Source organism: Xylanibacter muris (genome assembly GCF_013166605.1).
In the GTDB taxonomy this organism is placed as follows: domain Bacteria; phylum Bacteroidota; class Bacteroidia; order Bacteroidales; family Bacteroidaceae; genus Prevotella; species Prevotella muris.
On the sequence record NZ_JABKKF010000018.1, the window covers coordinates 1 to 18,743 of the forward strand.

Here is an 18,743-nt window from a genome sequence, read left to right on the forward strand (position 1 = left end):
CAGGATGAGACCCCCCCCCCCCCCCCCCCCCCCCCCCCGGGGGGGGGGGGGGGGGGGGGGGGGGGGGGGGGGAAGGAGCCCCTCCGACTCCCCAAAGGGGAGAGAAAGAGAGAGTATGTGGAAGCATCGGATTGGGATGCAGAACCCATCCACAATATAGGGATGTCTGTTCTGAACCTTTTCCATGCAGGGACATCGTGTTTTGTCACATGTCATCTATGGTATAAAGGCGGGACTCTATTTCATATCCTGACAATATCTTGGCTTTTATATGCCCGACCTTGGCCATGAAAGATTTATGTTCATAGTTGCGGGCATTGCGCTTCACTTCGGCAACGAGTGCGGATTTGCCGTCTGTCCTTATTCCGACAATATCTATCTCGTTGGATTCTTTTCCTGCCTTGGCCTCCCACCATGACCCCATTTCGCGGAATCCGCCTTCCTCCGTCAATTTCTGCCGGAAATACTTTTCAAGTGTCAGGCCGGAATATGTAGGATAGTCCCGTATGACAATGTCCTGCAAGTCATCATAGTTGTCAAGCTCTATCATGGAACGGTTGCGCTCAATGAAACGGAACCAGAACTGCAGGAAATTGTCGCTTATGCGGAAACGCACCGTGTTCTTGCTTCCCGGCTTCGACATGACGGGCCGGAATTTCGATAGGATATTATATGTGTTCTCCAATCGTTCAAGATGACCGCCGATAGCCGTTCCGCCCAAAGACGCAGTGATTTCAGCCTGGGATGTATGGCCTTGCGCTATGGCAAGAAGAATGGAAAAATAGGTGCCGTAATCACGTCCGAACTCAGTAATCAGCAGATTGCGTCCCTCATCGATGAAGGGTGACATATATGACACGGAGAAGCGGAGCATGGACTCGGCCGTCATGCGACCGTTGTCACAAAGAAGCTCGATATATTTGGGTATTCCTCCCGTCATGGAATACAGTGCCAGAAGATCCTCGTTGGTGTATTCAGGATTGTAATCCTTCAAAATCTCCTTTATAACCCGTATCTTGAAGGGCCGCAGGTTGATGATATTGTCGGCTCGTCCGAACAACGGCTCGTGCGCATCGGTGAAAATCCGGCGCATCATCGACATGACCGAACCGCTCAGGACAAGGTTCATCCTTGTATAGGAACGGTAACTGTCCCACAGATTCTGCATGTCACTGAACACTGACGGATTGACAGTCATGAACTCCTGGAACTCATCAATGACAAGAGTGAACCTCACAGTCTTTGCAAGCTCAAACAGATGTCTCAGCACTCCTGTGACAGACTTTAGACCTTCCGGAACATACCCGTGGAGTTTGTCGTGTATCTCACGGACAAAGTCATCCACAAGCACGGCTTCGGCCTTGCGTCCCGTGAAAAAGTACAGCATCGGCTCGTCACTGTCCTCAAACGCTTTCTTTATAAGGCTCGTCTTGCCGATACGCCGGCGACCTGTCAGAACCGTCATACGCGAGTTCTGCGTAAATGCCAGGTTGCATATACGCTTTAACTCGGCTATCTCGTTTTCTCTGTTATAGAATCTCATGCAGTGCTGTTCTTTGCAACGGTGGTTGAATTAACCACCGTTGCAAAGATAGACATTATAGCGCAATTATACAAGAAATAGACTCATTTTTAATAAAATAAGTGTAGGTATACCTTTCTCGGGAAAGACAGTAATTTATTTCCTATTTTGCCACTATGCATGGAAACATCACAATTTCTCAATTTCGGATGAAGACAGACCCGTATACTTGGCTATTACACCGACCGGAAGACCATCAGCCTTCATGCCGCGTGCTATATCCATTATTCCCTCGGCACGACCCTCGGCACGACCTTCGGCAAGTCCTTCGGCACGACCCTCTTCCCTCTCCGTGATGATGTTGTCACGAAGAATCACCACATTGTCAAGATGGCGGTAATAGGCTGACAGCTCGTCCTTCGTCATACGGTCGAGCTTCAGACGCTCACGAACATCGTCAAGTCCGGGAGCGGTGGCACCGGTAGGAACCTCACCGGTGTTCAGATAGTAGATCCACTCATCCAAGGGTGTCGTGGCTACCTTGTCGAAATCGTTCACCTTCAGGATATAGTACTCAGGATAAAGCTCGCTGACGGCATCGGCATTGAACTTCTGTTTCTGGAAAGGGGAAAGCTCGAGGATGTCACCGGTGTGGATGCCGTGGAACTCAGTCTTGCCGTGGTATACTGTGTCACGGCCGGAGCCGAGAGAGAAATACACGATGTTTATGCTGTAGACCTTACGGACATTGTGATAGCCCTCACCGCGGTTTATATATTCGGTGACGAGCTTGGAAGCACCGAAGAGCATACGCTGGAAATAGGCATACTCGTTGTTGTTCTGGACCTCTATGAGGAACAGCTCGCCGCTAACGTTCTCGGCAAGCATGTCAACACGGTTGTACTTGTCGTACTCGTCCTCCTGGTTGCTCTCGCTCTCTAGAAGACGGCGTATCGTTATCTTCTCGTTAAGCAAAGTGGTAAGAAAACCTTCAAGGACACCGAAGTTTGCCTTGTTGCGCAAGAGGCGTTTCATCGCCCAGTCAAATCGTATATAGCCCGGCATGATTACAATTCATTTTATTCGTAAAACAATAATGGATAAGCATAAAACCACACAGGATTTCATTACATCAGGCAAATATAAGCAAAAATCACGAGATTATCAACATAACGGCATATAAAAAATCTTTATATAAAGAAACATCATTGACCAAAGAGGCGGAGAAATGCGCATAATACATCGCAACGAGGAAGGGGCCCCTACTCGTGGAAGAACTATGCAGAAAACAACCATAATATATATGATATATTAGAACTCATTAGAGGATATTTACGCATGACACGTGCCGAAGGCACGTCCCTACATGGGGCAGGGTCCTGAATATACTACTGATGCTACACATTCTCTTCCTTTATTTCTTTTTACGTCTCTTCCGGTTGGCATTCACTTTTGAACAGGTTGTCTTTTTCTTCTGTATCTGGTTTGCCTTTATCCTTTCCCATGCACGCTTAGCCTTCCTAAGTAAGAACAGGATGAAAACACCTATCTCCCTTATCGTATAGGCTATGCAGAGAGAGGAAATGGATGTAAGAAGAAACAAACGTATATTCTGTATGTTTGTTGCTTCAATATTTTGACAAAACATTTTAATGCCTCTGGCGTTACGTACCTCTTCGATTTTTTCTTTTGTATTATATACTATGCGCTCCGGCCCAACTATATCCGGTACAGGACAGATTCCTTTCGTATCAGTCGGACCTCCCAAATCTATTACTATGCTTCTAATGTCAGCATTCTTTTCATTCAACACTAAATTATAATTGAACTGTGAGATATCTTCCATCCTGAACAGACGCGTAAGACTGTGACGAATGTCAAAATCATAGCCAATACGCATCGTTTTGGCTATTCCATGATTCAGTCCTGCAAGCATCCAAAGAGAATCCACACATTTGTCATCCTCGTAAGTCGGTGTCCTCTTAGTAAAACAGAAACCTTTTTCATCTATAGCCCTGATTATCCCTGTTTTGGCATTTCTATCATCTATTTTCCCAAACAGCTCCTTGCGTGTATTTATTACATACACCACTTCGATGGAATCCATGCTACATTTAGGATATAGCCTTTTGGCATAAGACAGATAGCTTGCAAAAAGAGAGTCATGAGCAGAACCTTCTTTTAATGCCTTTTTACCGGAATTGAGTTCGCAGCATACACCGATCTTTGATTCACCATATTCCGTAAAAAAACCAACAAAATCCTTGCTGTAACTGTTCAGACTAAAATAAGGGTGCTTAATGGAAATGTCTATTCCTACGCTGTCTCTAACCGCAGATTCAGTCCCGGTTATTTCTATTTTGTCGGAAAAAGCAGGTACTCTGTTCCAGGCTATCATCACCCAAAACAGATAAACGCCAATTACTGTTGTGGGCAACCAAAGCCAACGAGACCTAAAACGTCCAAGGAATATAAAAACTGACACTAATGGATTAAGAAACCAAAACATACCCGGTTCTATTTATTCTTGTACAATTGTATCAGCAGCACAGGTGTCTGCACCAATGTACATATCTACATCATAAATGTCTACAGTATCAATTATTTCATCCACATCCACAGTATTTGATTTGCCTTGGCCACATCCGCAAAACATTATTGATAATGCTGATCCAAAGAAACATACAAGAACAAACTTTCTCATTTTGACATGTATTGTAAAGTGTAATTTATTTCCTATTTTGCCACTATGCATGGAAACATCACAATTTCTCAATTTCGGATGAAGACAGACCCGTATACTTTGCTATTACACCGACCGAAAGACCGTCCGCCTTCATGCCGCGTGCAATATCCATTATTCCCTCGGTACGACCCTCTTCCCTGCCCTCGGCACGACCTTTCTCGATACCTTCGACACGACCTTTCTCGATACCTTCGACACGACCTTTCTCGATACCTTCGGCAAGTCCCTCGGCACGACCCTCTTCCCTCTCCGTGATGATGTTGTCACGAAGAATCACCACATTGTCAAGATGGCGGTAATAGGCTGACAGCTCGTCCTTCGTCATACGGTCGAGCTTCAGACGCTCACGAACATCGTCAAGTCCGGGAGCGGTGGCACCGGTAGGAACCTCACCGGTGTTCAGATAGTAGATCCACTCATCCAAGGGTGTCGTGGCTACCTTGTCGAAATCGTTCACCTTCAGGATATAGTACTCAGGATAAAGCTCGCTGACGGCATCGGCATTGAACTTCTGTTTCTGGAAAGGGGAAAGCTCGAGGATGTCACCGGTGTGGATGCCGTGGAACTCAGTCTTGCCGTGGTATACTGTGTCACGGCCGGAGCCGAGAGAGAAATACACGATGTTTATGCTGTAGACCTTACGGACATTGTGATAGCCCTCACCGCGGTTTATATATTCGGTGACGAGCTTGGAAGCACCGAAGAGCATACGCTGGAAATAGGCATACTCGTTGTTGTTCTGGACCTCTATGAGGAACAGCTCGCCGGAGCTGTTCTCGGCAAGCATGTCAACACGGTTGTACTTGTCGTACTCGTCCTCCTGGTTGCTCTCGCTCTCGAGAAGACGGCGGATCGTTATCTTCTCGTTAAGCAAGGTGGTAAGAAAACCTTCAAGGACACCGAAGTTTGCCTTGTTGCGCAAGAGCCGTTTCATAGCCCAGTCAAATCGTATATAGCCCGACATGATTCTTTTCTTTTTTTACGTAAAACAATATTAGGATAAGCATAAAACCACACAGGATTTCATTACATCAGGCAAATATAAGCAAAAATCACGAGATTATCAACATAACGGCATATAAAAAGTCTTTATATAAAGAAACATCATTGACCAAAGAGGCGGAGAAATGCGCATAATACATCGCAACGAGGAAGGGGCCTACTCGTGGAAGAACTATGCAGAAAACAACCATAATATATGGTATATTAGAAACTCATCAGATGATGTTTTTACGCCTGACACGTGCCGAAGGCACGTCCCTACATGGGGCAGGGTCCTGAATATCCAACTGATAATACACATTCTCTTCCTATCTCTCCCCTTTGACATCATTTTAATTTTGCCGGTATTCATCCACAATGTAGGGACATGCCTTTGGCACTGTTTGTCTGTACTTTCAACGTCCTTAAATCATTTTCACCGAACATTCTTTGCACCATCTCAGCAGCGGCTTCATAATACCGTTTTGTCCATGGATTGTATCTCTTTTGCCATCAATAATTTCAATTCTTCAAAATGATAATGCATATTATGTCTGCGGGCGGATTGCTACAACCCTTTCATCCATTTCCATAATGGGATGACGTAGATAACCTTCCCGTTTTCTTCGAGTATTTCCTCTTCATCTTTAGTGATAATCAGCAGGTTCCGAACATCTTGATAATCCGACAAGGCAAGAAGAGCATCAGCCTCTCGCTTGCGAGTGTCCCGGTCGGCTATGGAATAAGCCACCTGTATGGCAAGACTTTCTTCTGGGATGTAAAAATCCACCTCAGCCTTGGGGGTATTGAAGAAATAGCACTCATCACCATACTTGCGTCTGAGGTTGACCGCTACGATATTCTCCAAGAGTGAGGTTGCCGGATCCAGCAGGAAGAGAGCCAGCAGACCATTGTCGATGAAGTAATACTTGCGGTTCATCTCCTTGTCCTGAAGTTTTCCTACATAATTCTCAAAGGGTAGGAGCAACCACGATTCATCCATATAACGGATATAGTCAATGGCAGCATCGGTACTCATTTTCTTTCCTGTGCTTGACACTATACTTGCCATCCTGGAATATGACAGGGGTTGCTTTACACTCTCCGCCAGTTTGCGTATCAACACTTTCAGGGCAAAGTCGTTGCGAATGCCATGGCGCGCCACCAAGTCGCCAAAAAATATCTTGCTGAACAGGCTGCTCAACCACTGACGGCTATTAGGCATCAGAGCCGTCTCCGGCAAGCCTCCCTTGCGGAAATACTCATCTGCCAAGCGTACAATCTGTTTTCGATGTTTAAACTCCGCATTCTTCTGCGTGAGATCAATGTCGTGCGCCTTCAGATATTCCGAAAAGGAATAAGGGAACACCTCCTGCACCATATACCTGCCACCGAGGGTAGTGGCGATCTCGCTGCTGAGCATCTTGGCATTGCTTCCAGTAATATAGACATGGTATTTCTGGTCAGCCAACCGACGGGCAAACTTTTCCCATCCCTTTACGAGTTGGATTTCATCAAGAAAAAACAGTGGTCTGTGGTCATACATCTCCTCATAGCAAGTCTTGATGAGTTCCAAGTCGGTGATGTCAAGCGAATCAATGCGGTCATCCTCAAAATTGAAGTACAGCACCTCATCCTGCTGATGTCCCTGTGACAGTAATTCCGCTATCCGCTGGTACATAAGGTATGATTTTCCTGCATGCCTCAACCCGACAAGCACGTAATTCTGCCCGTCCATAAACTCTACCTGACGAGGAATGAGCTTCACCCCGGTCACATATTGCTGATACTCTGCAATAAGGGTCTTTATCAAATCTTTAGTCATGACTATAGCTTTTAATCGGGTATAAAGGTAATCATTTTATCGGATATAAACGACAAATACCTTACGTTTTTATCGTTTATATCCGACATTTAATATCGGTATTGTTATAATATTGTCTTTTTCATCTTATCCGGCCTTGATTTCAGAAGTATCTATCCAGACCTCATGTTTGGGATTCCCTTTCTCATCTTTTGAGTGGAACTTGAAAAAGAGATAGCCGTCCCTTTAGCCCTGTTCATCAAGAAGGTTCTGCTTGGAAAATGCACAGGTATAAGTTTCGTGGACAGCACCCCTCTGAGGGTAGGATACATATCCATAAAGTATTCAAGGGTATAGCCCAAAGAGGCAAATACTCCATGGGATGGTTCTTCGGTTTCAAACTGCATCTGATTTGTAACGAGAAAGGAGAATTACTCAACTTCATGATAAATCCGGAAGATGTGGATGCCAGGAAACCGCTGAAATACAAGGCCTTTATTGAATTTATCTATGGCAAGCTGGTTGCAGACAAAGGATACATCGGCAAAAATCTTTTCCAAAGGTTGTTTGTTGACGGCATACAGATTGTCACAAAACTTAAAAACAATATGAAGGGAGCTTTAATGAGTGTATCGGACAGACTGCTGCCCCGCAAACGGGCTGTTATAGAAACTGTAAACGATGAATTGAAAAACATTGCACAGGTGGAGCATTCAAGACACAGGAGTTTTGACAAATTCATTGTAAACGTACTTGGGACAATTGCTGCTTATTGCATGTTTCCCAAAAAGCCATGTATCAATGTGCAACACACATTAGATACACAGCTCGCATCATTTTGAATTCGTCGAACCCACGTTATATTAGGAGGTAACTCATTAGAGGATGCTTTTCCGCCTGACACGTGCCAAAGGCACGTCCCTACATGGGGAAGGGTCCTGAATATCCTACTGATGATACACATTCCCTTCCTATCTCTCCCCTTTGGGGAATCGGAGGGGCTCTTGTCTGCCTATCCGCCCACGAGGTCTATTCCTCCTGTGCCGATGGTGATGAGCTTACGGCGGTAGAGGTCGCCGACGGCCTTCTTGAACGTTTTTTTGCTCACCTTAAAACGGTCGGTGATTATCTCGGCCGGAGTAGTGTCGCAAAGATCGCAATGGCCGTTGTTCTCTTTAAGATAGGCAAGCAGCAGTTCTGAGAATTCTGTTGCATGGCGGTGGCCTGTGGGCTGTATTGTCACATCTATCTTTCCGTCCTGACGCACATGATCGATAAATCCCTTCAGGCGGTCACCGGCTGTAAGATAGCGGAACACCTGGTCCTCATACACCAGTCCCTGATACTTATTGTCTACGATAACCTTGAAACCAAGGTCAGTCTTCTGCCACACGAGCAAGTCCACCTCATCGCCATGCCTGTAGCGTGGCATGTCCTTGGAAAGATATCTTTCCACCTTGGCCGTAGCCATCATACGATAGCTGTCCTCATCGATGGTCACATACACGATATATGAGTTTCCTTTCTCCATGCGCCTTTTCTGTTCCCGGAAAGGACAGAAGAGATCTTTCATAAGACCTATATCAAGAAAAGCGCCGTATCCGTTCACCCATGCCACCTCGAGACACGCAAAGTCTCCGACCTTCGCCAACGGCCTCAGAGTGGTTGCCACCGGACGCTCGTCCTGGTCGAGATATATGAACACCTCAAGTTCGTCGCCAGGCCTGCATCCCTGCGGCACATACCGCGAAGGCAACAGTATCTCGCCCTCGTCGCCTCCGTCGAGATACATCCCGAAATCCACTTCTTTCACAACCTTAAGCCTGTTGTACTCGCCTAATCTTATTCCATTCATATTGTTTCAAAAGAATTTACATTAATATTCCCTTCTGCCGGAGCATTGTCGAGCAGTCCGTCGCGCATCTTCACCGTACGGTCTGTGAGTGCGGCAAGCTGCTCGTCGTGTGTCACGATGACGAACGTCTGGGCGAACTTGTCTCTCAGTTCGAAAAACAGCTGATACAGCTCCTCCCTGTTTTTTGTGTCGAGGCTTCCCGACGGCTCATCGGCCAGTATTACCGCCGGACTGTTTACCAAAGCCCGTGCCACGGCCACCCTCTGTTTCTCGCCTCCTGAAAGCTCGTTAGGCTTATGTGCGGCACGGTGCGACAGCCCCATGAAGTCGAGCAGCTCCCCTGCCCTGCGCGCGGCATCCCTGTTTGATGTGCCTGCAATATATGCAGGTATCATTATATTCTCCATTGCCGTAAATTCGGGAAGGAGCTGATGAAACTGGAACACAAATCCTATATGGCGGTTTCTGAAGGCAGCCATCCTGCTTGCGCCGAGCGCCCCCACGTCAACACCGTCTATCACTATCCTGCCGCTGTCCGGCCTGTCAAGCGTCCCCATTATCTGTAGCAGCGTGGTCTTTCCCGCACCGCTCGGTCCGACGATGCTGACCATCTCGCCCTTTCCTATATGCAGGTCAATGCCTTTCAACACCTGCAGCGTTCCGAAACTCTTTGTTATTCCCTTGATGTCTATCATTCGGTATATTCTGTTTTTTTTATTATCCTCTTCCCGTCTTTTTCCTTATCCATGTGAGCAGCATGTTGTATGCACTCATCTGCTCATAATGCTGCGGCTCGGCAAACGTCATTGCGTCCGGCGAGTCGCCATGCTGGTCGGGGAATATTATCATAAGGCTCTTTCCCGAGAAGAAGCCCGTAAGCTCGTCGGGAAGCCTGTCCAACGCCTTTTTATACGACACCGTGCCCTTACGTGCGGTGATGACCACAAAAAGATGGTCGTCGCTGATTGTCGACGCCAGCTTCGGCAAGAGATTCCAATGTTCCATAATCTCATATTCCGAGCGCACATCGGGATGCCTGTTACTCATAAACTGCCGTATGAGCAGCAACGTGTCGGTCTGGGCGTGAAACACGATACGGCATTCGAGGTTACCGGCCATCCTTGCCAGACGCTCGAGCCATCGGTAGAACCCCGGCTCGAACTCTGCCCTCGAAGGCACAGCCACCTGTATTCTGCGCATAGTGTTAAGCGGGCGCATACACCTCGCAAGTATTATCTGCCTGTTAAGCCCGTTGAACAGGCTTTGTATGAACTCTCCCCAGAACCTGTGGGTGATTTCCTTATGTGCATGCAGCCCCATTATTATCTCCGAGGCGTTATATTCCTTGAAGGCATGCTTTATTCCGTTGGCGATATTTGTTGCGATACGCACTTGTGTCTGTATCCTCACATCGGATGCCCCGGCCTGGCGCGCAAGCTGCTCGAGCAGCATCTTTCCCCGCTCCTGATGTGCCAGGCGGCTGTCGTCGTCATAAACGACATTAAGCCCTATCAGCCCGCGGTTGAGCTTCTGGTTGCGCATCAGTATGGCAATGTTAAGCAGCTGTGCCGCCGTAGACGGATATTTGACGGCCAGGAGAATCTTCTCGTCGTCACCGTCGGCATGTGTGTCACCGGCAAGATGGCTTTCCTTAAGCACAATGGTGCGCGACGCCTGCTCGGTGAGCATGGAGCCGATGATGCACGTGAAGAGAATCATCATGACCACTCCGTTCAGCATGTCGTCATTCATAAGATACACTCCGTCGGCTATCTGCAGCTTGATGCCTACCATCACGATGGCAATACTTCCCGCGGCATGAGCCTCGGTCAGTCCGAACATCATGTTTCCGTATACGGAAGGAAGCCGCATGCCAAACGAAGCCATGTATGCCGCCACGGCCTTGCCGATTGTTCCGAACACCACGAAACAGAACACGATAGTGGCCGTGTGCAGCCCCTGGAAAAGCACGCTCATGTTGATAAGCATACCTACACCTATAAGGAAATACGGTATGAAGAGGGCATTGCCTATGAACTCGATACGGTTCATGAGCGGTGACACATGGGGTATGAACCTGTTGAGCATCAGTCCGGCAAAGAAAGCCCCGAACACTCCCTCTATGCCGAGAGACTCTGATATGGCGGCACTGAGAAACATCACGGCCATAACGAATATATACTGCATCACGGCATCCGAATAGTTGCGCAGGAACCACCGTGTAAGCCGCGGCACGGTGAGTATCTCTATCACGAAGAACAGCAGGAACTTAAACACAAACAGTATCCAGAAGCATATACCAGTGCCGTTGTTGAACGCCCCCACCGTGGCGGCAAGCACCACCAAGGCAAACGTCAGCGAAATCATCGAGGCCCCCACGCACATCGTTACGCACGGATGCTTCTGCAATCCGTATTTACAAACGATAGGATATGCAATGAGGGTGTTGGAACCGAGTATGCTTCCAAGCATCAGCGACGCAAGCGGAGTGTAGCCGAGAATGTATATACACGCAAGAAAAACCAATACAAACGGGATGAAAAACGTAAGCACCCCGAAGAGCCCCACTTTCCATCCGTTGTTCCTGAGCCCTTTCATATCTATCTCCAGTCCGGCAAGAAACATTATATAATAAAGCCCCACCTTTCCGAAAAGCTCGAAGCTGCTGTCACGCTCCAACACATTAAGCCCATACCGCCCCACGAGCACTCCCGCAAGCACCATGCCGATGATATGCGGTATACGCAGCCGCCCCATGATAATAGGCGCAAGAAGTATTATGCACAGCACGACAAAGAATATCAACGTCGGGTCTGTGATTGGAAAATATTGTGATATATCCGGCATAAATAATCGTTTTTGACTTTTCAGCATGCAAAGGTGCAAAAAAAATATCACATTTTATTGATAATTACCTTAAAAGTTGTAATTTTGCAAGCTGAAAGTTCATGATAACCAAATTTTTGATATAATATGAAAGTAGCAATCGTAGGTGCGAGCGGAGCCGTAGGCCAGGAATTTCTCCGCGTTCTCGCAGACAGAAACTTCCCGTTGGACGAGCTTGTACTGTTCGGTTCCGAACGCAGTGCCGGCCGCCGCTATATGTTCAGGGGCATGGAGCATGAAGTGAAGCTTCTCTGCCACAACGACGACTTTAAAGACGTAGACATCGCCTTCACATCCGCCGGTGCCGGCATATCCAAGGAGTTTGCCGACGACATCACCAGGCATGGCGCCGTGATGATCGACAACTCCAGCGCATTCCGCATGGACGAAGACGTGCCGCTGGTGGTGCCGGAGTGCAATGCCGCCGACGCCCTTAACCGTCCGAGGGGAATAATAGCCAATCCCAACTGCACCACGATAATGATGGTTGTGGCACTTCAGCCGCTGGAAAACCTCAGCCACATCCGCCGCATACATATAGCAAGCTATCAGAGCGCAAGCGGAGCCGGGGCAGCCGCCATGGCCGAGCTTCAGCAACAATACAAGGAGATTAACGACGGGAAGCCCGTCACGGTAAGCAAATTCCCGCATCAGCTTGCCTATAACGTCATCCCACAGATAGACGTATTCCAACCCAACGGCTACACCAAGGAAGAGATGAAGATGTTCAACGAGACGCGTAAGATCATGCACAGCGACGTGAAATGCTCTGCCATGTGCGTGCGCGTATCGTCTCTGCGCGCCCATTCGGAATCCGTATGGATCGAGACAGAACGTCCTATATCCGTGGAAGAGGCGCAAAAAGCCCTTGCCGTCGCTCCGGGAGTGACGCTGCAGGACGACCCCGACAATCTGGTATATCCCATGCCGCTCGAGACAGCCGGCACGGACGACATATATGTAGGACGCGTGCGCAAGGACCTTGCCGACGACTGCGGACTCACATTCTGGCTCAGCGGTGACCAGATACGCAAGGGCGCGGCGCTCAATGCCGTACAGATTGCAGAATACCTGATAAAGGTAGGGAACGTGAAATAAGAGCCGAAGAGCCCTTTCGGTACACCAAAAGCCTCTCCGACTCCCCAAAGGGAAAAAGCCCCTCCGACTCCCCAAAGGGGAGAGAATGGAAAGAGCATGTGGAAGTATTGAACGTGGATGAACGCGAGGATATTAATGTTTTAAATAACCAAAACAAACCGTATGATACGGGCATGGTAAGATTTGGCGCCAATATCTTACCATGCCCGTATCACATTTTTTCCGAAGTGTAGCCGATACCCCGACAAGATACCTCCACCGGTGTTTTTAACTCTAAATATTTGCAGATATTGCACATTTGTTGTAATTTTGTGCCGAATTTAGAAATCAGGATTAATTATTAATTATGACACACAATTTATTGCAAGGTAAGCGCGGTATCATTTTCGGTGCGCTCAATGAGGAATCAATTGCATGGAAAGTGGCTGTAAAAGCCGTAGAGGAAGGAGCTTCGATCACTCTGAGCAACACACCAATGGCCCTGCGCATGGGACAGCTTGACGAGCTGAGCAAACAGCTCAACGCACCTATTGTCGCAGCCGACGCTACCAACGTTGAGGATTTGGAAAAGGTTTTTGAAGAATCGGTAAAGCTTCTCGGCGGAAAAATAGACTTCGTCCTACACTCTATCGGCATGAGTCCAAACGTGCGCAAACACCGCACATACGATGACCTCGACTACAGCTATCTTCAGAAAACACTTGATATCTCAGCCATTTCATTCCACAAAATGCTGCAGGTGGCAAAAAAACAGGACGCCATTGCCGAATACGGTTCCGTGGTGGCTCTTACATACGTTGCATCACAGCGCACCTTCTTCGGATATAACGACATGGCAGACGCCAAGAGCATGCTTGAAAGCATCGCCCGCAGTTTCGGATACATCTACGGACGCGAGAAGAACGTGCGCATCAACACCATATCACAGTCGCCTACCCCGACAACGGCAGGCAAGGGCATCAAGGATATGGACAATCTTATGGACTTTGCCAACAAAATGTCGCCGCTTGGAAATGCCGATGCTGAGGAATGCGCAAACTACTGCGTGATGATGTTCTCTGACTTCACACGCAAGGTTACAATGCAGAACCTGTTCCACGACGGCGGCTTCTCATCAATGGGAATGAGCCTGCGCGCAATGAACCAGTACGCCAAAGACCTTACGCCGTATGAAGATGAGAACGGCAAGGTAATATACGGATAAACAATATCCGGCCGCGGTCTGTTTTCAATTAAAGACAGCCCGGATTTTATAAATCCAACGTTTTCGGTAAGCCAGATGAGCAATGCAAGCGTGCTTAAGCATTGCCATGACAAGAAAAGGTAGGATGGAATCCTATCAGGAGGCGGAAATCACATAGAATGATTTCCGCCTCCTGTCTTTATATTATGCCGGAACATTAACCGAAAACATCCGTTGTTTCATTCATCCACATCGTGGATGGGCATTTTGTTTTCATACATCATACCTCCACATACCCTTCCTTTCTCTCCCATTTACCGGTTATACGGAGGGATGTATGTGGTATGTGTGTTTTCCGCCAGACACGTGCCTTTGGCACGTGTCTGGCGGAAAACATCCTCAAATGAGTAACAGGGATTAAAGGAAGCTATAGAAAAGGATCTCTTATGTAATAAAAATTCATAGAACAATTTTATTGCATTTTTTGAACCAGCATAAAACCAATAACACACTGATATTCAAGACATTAATGACTATCAAAAAGTATACCAAAAATGAATGGCCTATTCTCGCTTGATGAACAGGCCATTCACGGTCGATGAACATGCCATTCATTGAGCATGAACAGGCCATTCATCGGAAGAGAATTTCACATCCTCCAGAAATGTAAATAGATTTCAAAATTTTCAAGCAACCAACGGCTTTTTTAATGAATTAACGTTTCACATATAGAAATATCCCCCTCACCGATCAGAATTCGGTTTTATCGATAACCTTTGGATTTCATCCAACCTCTTCCCGCCATGGCAATGCTATAAGGATGCCACAGACATAGCATATCCATCCCTGTTAAAATCTGTATCTCTCCGGCAGAGATACAGATTTTAACAAGGTAAGAAAAAAGTTTTTAAACATTTTATTTACATAATTAATTTTTATCGTATGAGAAGAAAATTTGTTAGTGCACTGCTTTTTGGAGCATTCGTTACCGCTTCAACAAGCACGTTTGTTTCTTGTAAGGATTACGATGATGACATTAGCGGTCTGCAGGCGCAGATCGATGCAAACAAGACTGCCATAGAGAGCATTCAAGCTCTCATAGCAAAGGGCGGTGTCATCACGGATGTCAAGAAAGACGGTGCAGGTGTGACATTCACAATGAGTGACGGAAACGTTTATACCGTCAACAATGGCGTTGACGGTGCGAACGGTGCCGATGCCGTTGTATGGACAATCGGAGAAGACGGATATTGGTATAAGGACGGTGTGAAAACCGACTATTATGCCTTAGGCAAAGACGGGCAACCCGGAGCACCCGGAGAAAAAGGAGACAAGGGCGACACCGGAGCCCAAGGTGAAAAAGGAGATAAAGGAGATAAAGGTGACAAAGGTGAAACCGGAGCCCAAGGTGAAAAAGGAGATAAAGGAGATAAAGGTGACAAAGGTGAAACCGGAGCCCAAGGTGGTAAAGGAGATAAAGGAGACAAAGGTGACAAAGGTGAAACCGGAGCCCAAGGTGAAAAAGGAGATAAAGGAGATAAAGGTGACAAAGGTGAAACCGGAGCCCAAGGTGGTAAAGGAGATAAAGGAGACAAAGGTGACAAAGGTGAAACCGGAGCCCAAGGTGAAAAAGGAGATAAAGGAGATAAAGGTGACAAAGGTGAAACCGGAGCCCAAGGTGGTAAAGGAGATAAAGGAGACAAAGGCGATAAGGGCGACACCGGTGACTATTATGTGCCAAATCCCAATGGAACGTTCGACAAATACGACAAGGACGGCAACAAGACTCCTACAACAATATCATGGCTTGGCATGGGCATAACAGCCATAGACCTCGGCAATAACTATCGCCTTGACAATGTGGTGATTAACGGCAAACTGCAGTCGATATTCGTGTCAAAAGGCTCACAGCTGCGCTCTATTGTCTTCAGTCCGAAGACATACTATCAGGGTATTGAGGCCATAGGCGTCGACGCATACAAATATCAGCCTATAACACTGGCAAACGCCACTGCCGACATTACCAAGAACCAGAGCGGTGACAAGATAAGCAAGCGCGGAAGCGTATGCTCGGTGGTTCCGGATGTCACGATGAGCTATTTCCTCAATCCGTCGAACGCCATCATAACCGAAAAGGCTTCAAAATTCGAATTTGAGGTAAACAATGCGTCATTCACACGCGCAGCCATCGCTTCAGCCGACCTTACTGTGACAAAAGTAAAACGCGAAGGCGGCAAACTGAATGTTGTGGCCAAGATCAAGAACGCACAGAACATTGCGGTCATTCCGGCAGACGGTGACGGCAAGGTGGATGTGGCCGCACTCAAATACACAGACAAAGGTGCAAACGGCGACACTACCATCATATCTGATTTCGCTGCCCTGAAACGCTACGACATTGAGAAATTCTGGATCAACAAAGTCAGCAGGGAAGGCAACGTGACAGAAGCAAAAACCGTTCAGGACCTGCATCTTCCGGTTACCGCCCAAGACGCCATCACCAGAGGCCCTCTTTTCACTGTTGAGTATGAAGGAAAGAATATCGACTTCAGCAAATGGATTAATGTGCACTACAACAGAAATAACGGCGGTGACATCACATGGGGCGGCAAAAACGAGATTGCAGAAAAGAACTTCAGCCTCGTATATGAGCTGATAGGCTATATCGCCGGTTCAAACCAGACAAACGAAAGTGCCCACGGATGGATTGACGGCACAGTGTTCACTCCATGCGGTGTGGCAAACGGCCAGCCTACCAAACAGCCGGCCAGGGGCAGCATCGGCAGGACACCGCTTGTACGCGTAAAACTGCTCGACGGAAACTCGAACAACGCCATAGTGGCCGTAGGCTATATGCTTATCGGAATAACAGACAAGGTTATCGAGGATGTAGAGGTAGGAGCATATTCAAAGGACAACAGCTTCAACGTGAATTGCGATCCCGCAGACATCCTGCTCGGCAAGATGCTTTCATGGGAAGAAGTTGAAAACGACATCTTCAACCACGGAAACATCGACCTCTCACGCGAACAGTTTGACGATATCTACAAACTTGACACCGACGGCAATGGTGTGGCTTTCCAATACAAGAAGGACGCTTCAGGAAAATACGTGAAGACATCCCCGATATTCGGTGAGGTGAGAAGCACCACATCCGACCAGGAAGCCCATAAGACCGATGTCCTCACATGGACCGTCACAAACAACGAGGCATATAACTGGTTCAAAAACAACAGCAATATTGAAAAGACTGTCGTTGTACGCTTCACACCGAAGAACGCATCCGACATAAACGTACGTCCGAACATCTACGTTACACTTACATGGAAACCCAAAGACCGCAAAGTGACTCCAAACGCCGCAATAACATCAGCGGACAAGGTTTACGCAGTATGGTATGAGAAGAACTCCAACACTCTCGGCTCGTCAGACCTGCACGCACACGTGGAGGAAGCCAAGACCGGCAACAACGACATGTTCAACTTCTCTGTAGCAAAATCCACATTCAAGGATGCGGAAGGCAATGTGGTCAACCCGAAGGTCATCATAGCAAACAGCCTGAAAGGAAACGGCTACAGCAACCTTGCCGGAGACGAGCTTACAATAAAATACCGCTTTGTAAAGCCCGACTATGCAAAGGCCGGAAGCGCAAAGAACGACAAGAAAGACTACTATGACCTGACAGTGAAGGGCGAAAAAGAACTTCAGGCCTCCCACGGCAGCGGTGTAAAGACGACAATAGCCCAATTGGACCAGAGCACGGGAGCAATCGAATATCTGAAGAACAGCGTTTCCGAAGATATCCTGAACTACGCAAAGCACAACCAGCTCGACAACGGACAGACACTGACTGCGAAAGTTGAGATTGTGGCCAATACATGTGAACCGGCAAAGGACATCGCACTCAACGGCAACATGATAAACGTGAAGTTCCTCAGACCCATCAACGTGGACGGCACAAGCGTGACGTTTGTTGACTCGGATCCTTCAACACACACGGCAAACCTCGGCAAAGGACAGAAATACAAGTTTAACTTCACTGACTGGCGCGACTTCGACAACGACCAGGTATTTGCAAGTGGTAGCGTCACACTGTTCAACTACTATAAGGTAGCGAAAATCGAGCAGGACAACAGCAGGTCCGTCCTCAGCAACTTTGCAGACGGCTCAAGCTTCAAGCCGCTGTCAAAGGAAGACTTCGTATTCACCTATACCGGACCGAGCGTGGCTGAAGGCAGCTATATCACTGATGCAGACCAGGGTACCCTCACATACAAGAAGAATACTACCGTTACGGTGCATACCTTCAAGGTGAAAGTTCCGGTAATCATCACTTACGATTGGGGCAAGCTCTATGCGGAAATAGACGTTACGGTTGAGCCAACCGTCAACAACGCCAAGGCGCATCGTTGACGAAACGATATTTCAACAGCGGAAAAAAGAAAAGACAAGTGGCGGGAGAAATCCTTTCCACTTGCCTTTTTTAGCCCCTCCGGCTCCCCGAAGGAAAAAGCCCCCTCTGACTCCACAAAAGAGAAAGAGCCCCTCCGACTTCCCCGAAGGGGAGAGAATGGAAGGGGATGTGGAAGTATAAGGTATGTATGAAAATACCCATCCACGATGTAGGGACATGCCTTCGGCATGTGTCATGCGGAGAACAACAACATA

The 18,743-nt window shown here is 47.6% G+C and carries 12 protein-coding genes and 1 pseudogene; 4 read left to right on the plus strand and 9 right to left on the minus strand.

Going from position 1 to position 18,743, the window contains the following annotated elements:
- Window positions 1-205: 205 nt before the first annotated feature.
- From HPS56_RS12605 to HPS56_RS12630, 6 genes are all read right to left on the minus strand, one after another.
- Window positions 206-1,543, minus strand: coding sequence for an ATP-binding protein (locus HPS56_RS12605; protein WP_172277310.1), 1,338 nt, complete (start codon window positions 1,541-1,543; stop codon window positions 206-208).
- Window positions 1,544-1,711: 168 nt separating this feature from the next.
- Window positions 1,712-2,587, minus strand: coding sequence for an Rpn family recombination-promoting nuclease/putative transposase (locus HPS56_RS12610; RefSeq protein ID WP_172277313.1), 876 nt, complete (start codon window positions 2,585-2,587; stop codon window positions 1,712-1,714).
- A 349-nt stretch (window positions 2,588-2,936) separates the two neighbouring features.
- Window positions 2,937-3,959, minus strand: a complete 1,023-nt coding sequence (locus HPS56_RS12615) for a hypothetical protein (protein WP_172277316.1) — start codon at window positions 3,957-3,959, stop codon at window positions 2,937-2,939.
- An 84-nt stretch (window positions 3,960-4,043) separates the two neighbouring features.
- Window positions 4,044-4,226, minus strand: a complete 183-nt coding sequence (locus HPS56_RS12620) for a hypothetical protein (protein ID WP_172277319.1) — start codon at window positions 4,224-4,226, stop codon at window positions 4,044-4,046.
- Window positions 4,227-4,284: 58 nt separating this feature from the next.
- Window positions 4,285-5,232 carry an Rpn family recombination-promoting nuclease/putative transposase gene (locus tag HPS56_RS12625; RefSeq protein ID WP_172277322.1) on the minus strand — a complete coding sequence of 316 codons (948 nt, stop codon included), beginning with the start codon at window positions 5,230-5,232 and terminating at the stop codon, window positions 4,285-4,287.
- Window positions 5,233-5,817: 585 nt separating this feature from the next.
- Window positions 5,818-7,074 (minus strand): ATP-binding protein, encoded by a 1,257-nt coding sequence (locus tag HPS56_RS12630; RefSeq protein ID WP_172277325.1) that lies wholly within the window; start codon window positions 7,072-7,074, stop codon window positions 5,818-5,820.
- Window positions 7,075-7,269: 195 nt separating this feature from the next.
- Between HPS56_RS12630 and HPS56_RS12635 the strand changes: the two are divergent.
- Window positions 7,270-7,895: pseudogene (locus tag HPS56_RS12635) on the plus strand (IS982 family transposase); the annotation flags it as partial.
- Window positions 7,896-8,065: 170 nt separating this feature from the next.
- On the opposite strand, the gene HPS56_RS12640 reads toward HPS56_RS12635, so the two are convergent.
- The 3 genes from HPS56_RS12640 to HPS56_RS12650 are packed head-to-tail and all read right to left on the minus strand — an operon-like array spanning window position 8,066 to window position 11,755.
- Window positions 8,066-8,908: a CvfB family protein gene (locus HPS56_RS12640; protein ID WP_172277327.1), complete on the minus strand. Its 843-nt coding sequence runs from the start codon at window positions 8,906-8,908 to the stop codon at window positions 8,066-8,068.
- Window positions 8,905-9,603, minus strand: a complete 699-nt coding sequence (locus HPS56_RS12645; RefSeq protein WP_172277330.1) for an ABC transporter ATP-binding protein — start codon at window positions 9,601-9,603, stop codon at window positions 8,905-8,907. The genes HPS56_RS12640 and HPS56_RS12645 overlap by 4 nt, the downstream gene beginning before the upstream one ends.
- Before the next feature lie 22 nt (window positions 9,604-9,625).
- A complete protein-coding gene (locus tag HPS56_RS12650) occupies window positions 9,626-11,755 on the minus strand; it encodes a cation:proton antiporter (RefSeq protein ID WP_172277333.1) in 2,130 nt (709 codons plus the stop codon).
- A 126-nt stretch (window positions 11,756-11,881) separates the two neighbouring features.
- Between HPS56_RS12650 and HPS56_RS12655 the strand changes: the two genes are divergently transcribed.
- The 3 genes from HPS56_RS12655 (at window position 11,882) to HPS56_RS12665 (ending at window position 18,488) form a co-directional block, all read left to right on the plus strand.
- On the plus strand, window positions 11,882-12,892 hold the full coding sequence (locus HPS56_RS12655; RefSeq protein ID WP_172277336.1) for an aspartate-semialdehyde dehydrogenase: 1,011 nt from the start codon (window positions 11,882-11,884) through the stop codon (window positions 12,890-12,892).
- A 346-nt stretch (window positions 12,893-13,238) separates the two neighbouring features.
- Window positions 13,239-14,096, plus strand: a complete 858-nt coding sequence (locus HPS56_RS12660; protein WP_172277339.1) for an enoyl-ACP reductase FabI — start codon at window positions 13,239-13,241, stop codon at window positions 14,094-14,096.
- A gap of 921 nt (window positions 14,097-15,017) precedes the next feature.
- Window positions 15,018-18,488: a PL29 family lyase N-terminal domain-containing protein gene (locus tag HPS56_RS12665; RefSeq protein ID WP_172277342.1), complete on the plus strand. Its 3,471-nt coding sequence runs from the start codon at window positions 15,018-15,020 to the stop codon at window positions 18,486-18,488.
- Window positions 18,489-18,743 lie beyond the last annotated feature (255 nt).

What these genes read in the sequence shown, in the direction of transcription:
- HPS56_RS12610 (WP_172277313.1), bottom strand. Translation starts at nt 2,587, where the DNA reads ATGCCGGGCTATATACGATTTGACTGGGCGATGAAACGCCTCTTGCGC.
- HPS56_RS12625 (WP_172277322.1), bottom strand. Translation starts at nt 5,232, where the DNA reads ATGTCGGGCTATATACGATTTGACTGGGCTATGAAACGGCTCTTGCGC.
- HPS56_RS12620 (WP_172277319.1), bottom strand. Translation starts at nt 4,226, where the DNA reads ATGAGAAAGTTTGTTCTTGTATGTTTCTTTGGATCAGCATTATCAATA.
- HPS56_RS12665 (WP_172277342.1), top strand. Translation starts at nt 15,018, where the DNA reads ATGAGAAGAAAATTTGTTAGTGCACTGCTTTTTGGAGCATTCGTTACC.
- HPS56_RS12650 (WP_172277333.1), bottom strand. Translation starts at nt 11,755, where the DNA reads ATGCCGGATATATCACAATATTTTCCAATCACAGACCCGACGTTGATA.
- HPS56_RS12605 (WP_172277310.1), bottom strand. Translation starts at nt 1,543, where the DNA reads ATGAGATTCTATAACAGAGAAAACGAGATAGCCGAGTTAAAGCGTATA.
- HPS56_RS12655 (WP_172277336.1), top strand. Translation starts at nt 11,882, where the DNA reads ATGAAAGTAGCAATCGTAGGTGCGAGCGGAGCCGTAGGCCAGGAATTT.
- HPS56_RS12640 (WP_172277327.1), bottom strand. Translation starts at nt 8,908, where the DNA reads ATGAATGGAATAAGATTAGGCGAGTACAACAGGCTTAAGGTTGTGAAA.
- HPS56_RS12660 (WP_172277339.1), top strand. Translation starts at nt 13,239, where the DNA reads ATGACACACAATTTATTGCAAGGTAAGCGCGGTATCATTTTCGGTGCG.
- HPS56_RS12630 (WP_172277325.1), bottom strand. Translation starts at nt 7,074, where the DNA reads ATGACTAAAGATTTGATAAAGACCCTTATTGCAGAGTATCAGCAATAT.
- HPS56_RS12645 (WP_172277330.1), bottom strand. Translation starts at nt 9,603, where the DNA reads ATGATAGACATCAAGGGAATAACAAAGAGTTTCGGAACGCTGCAGGTG.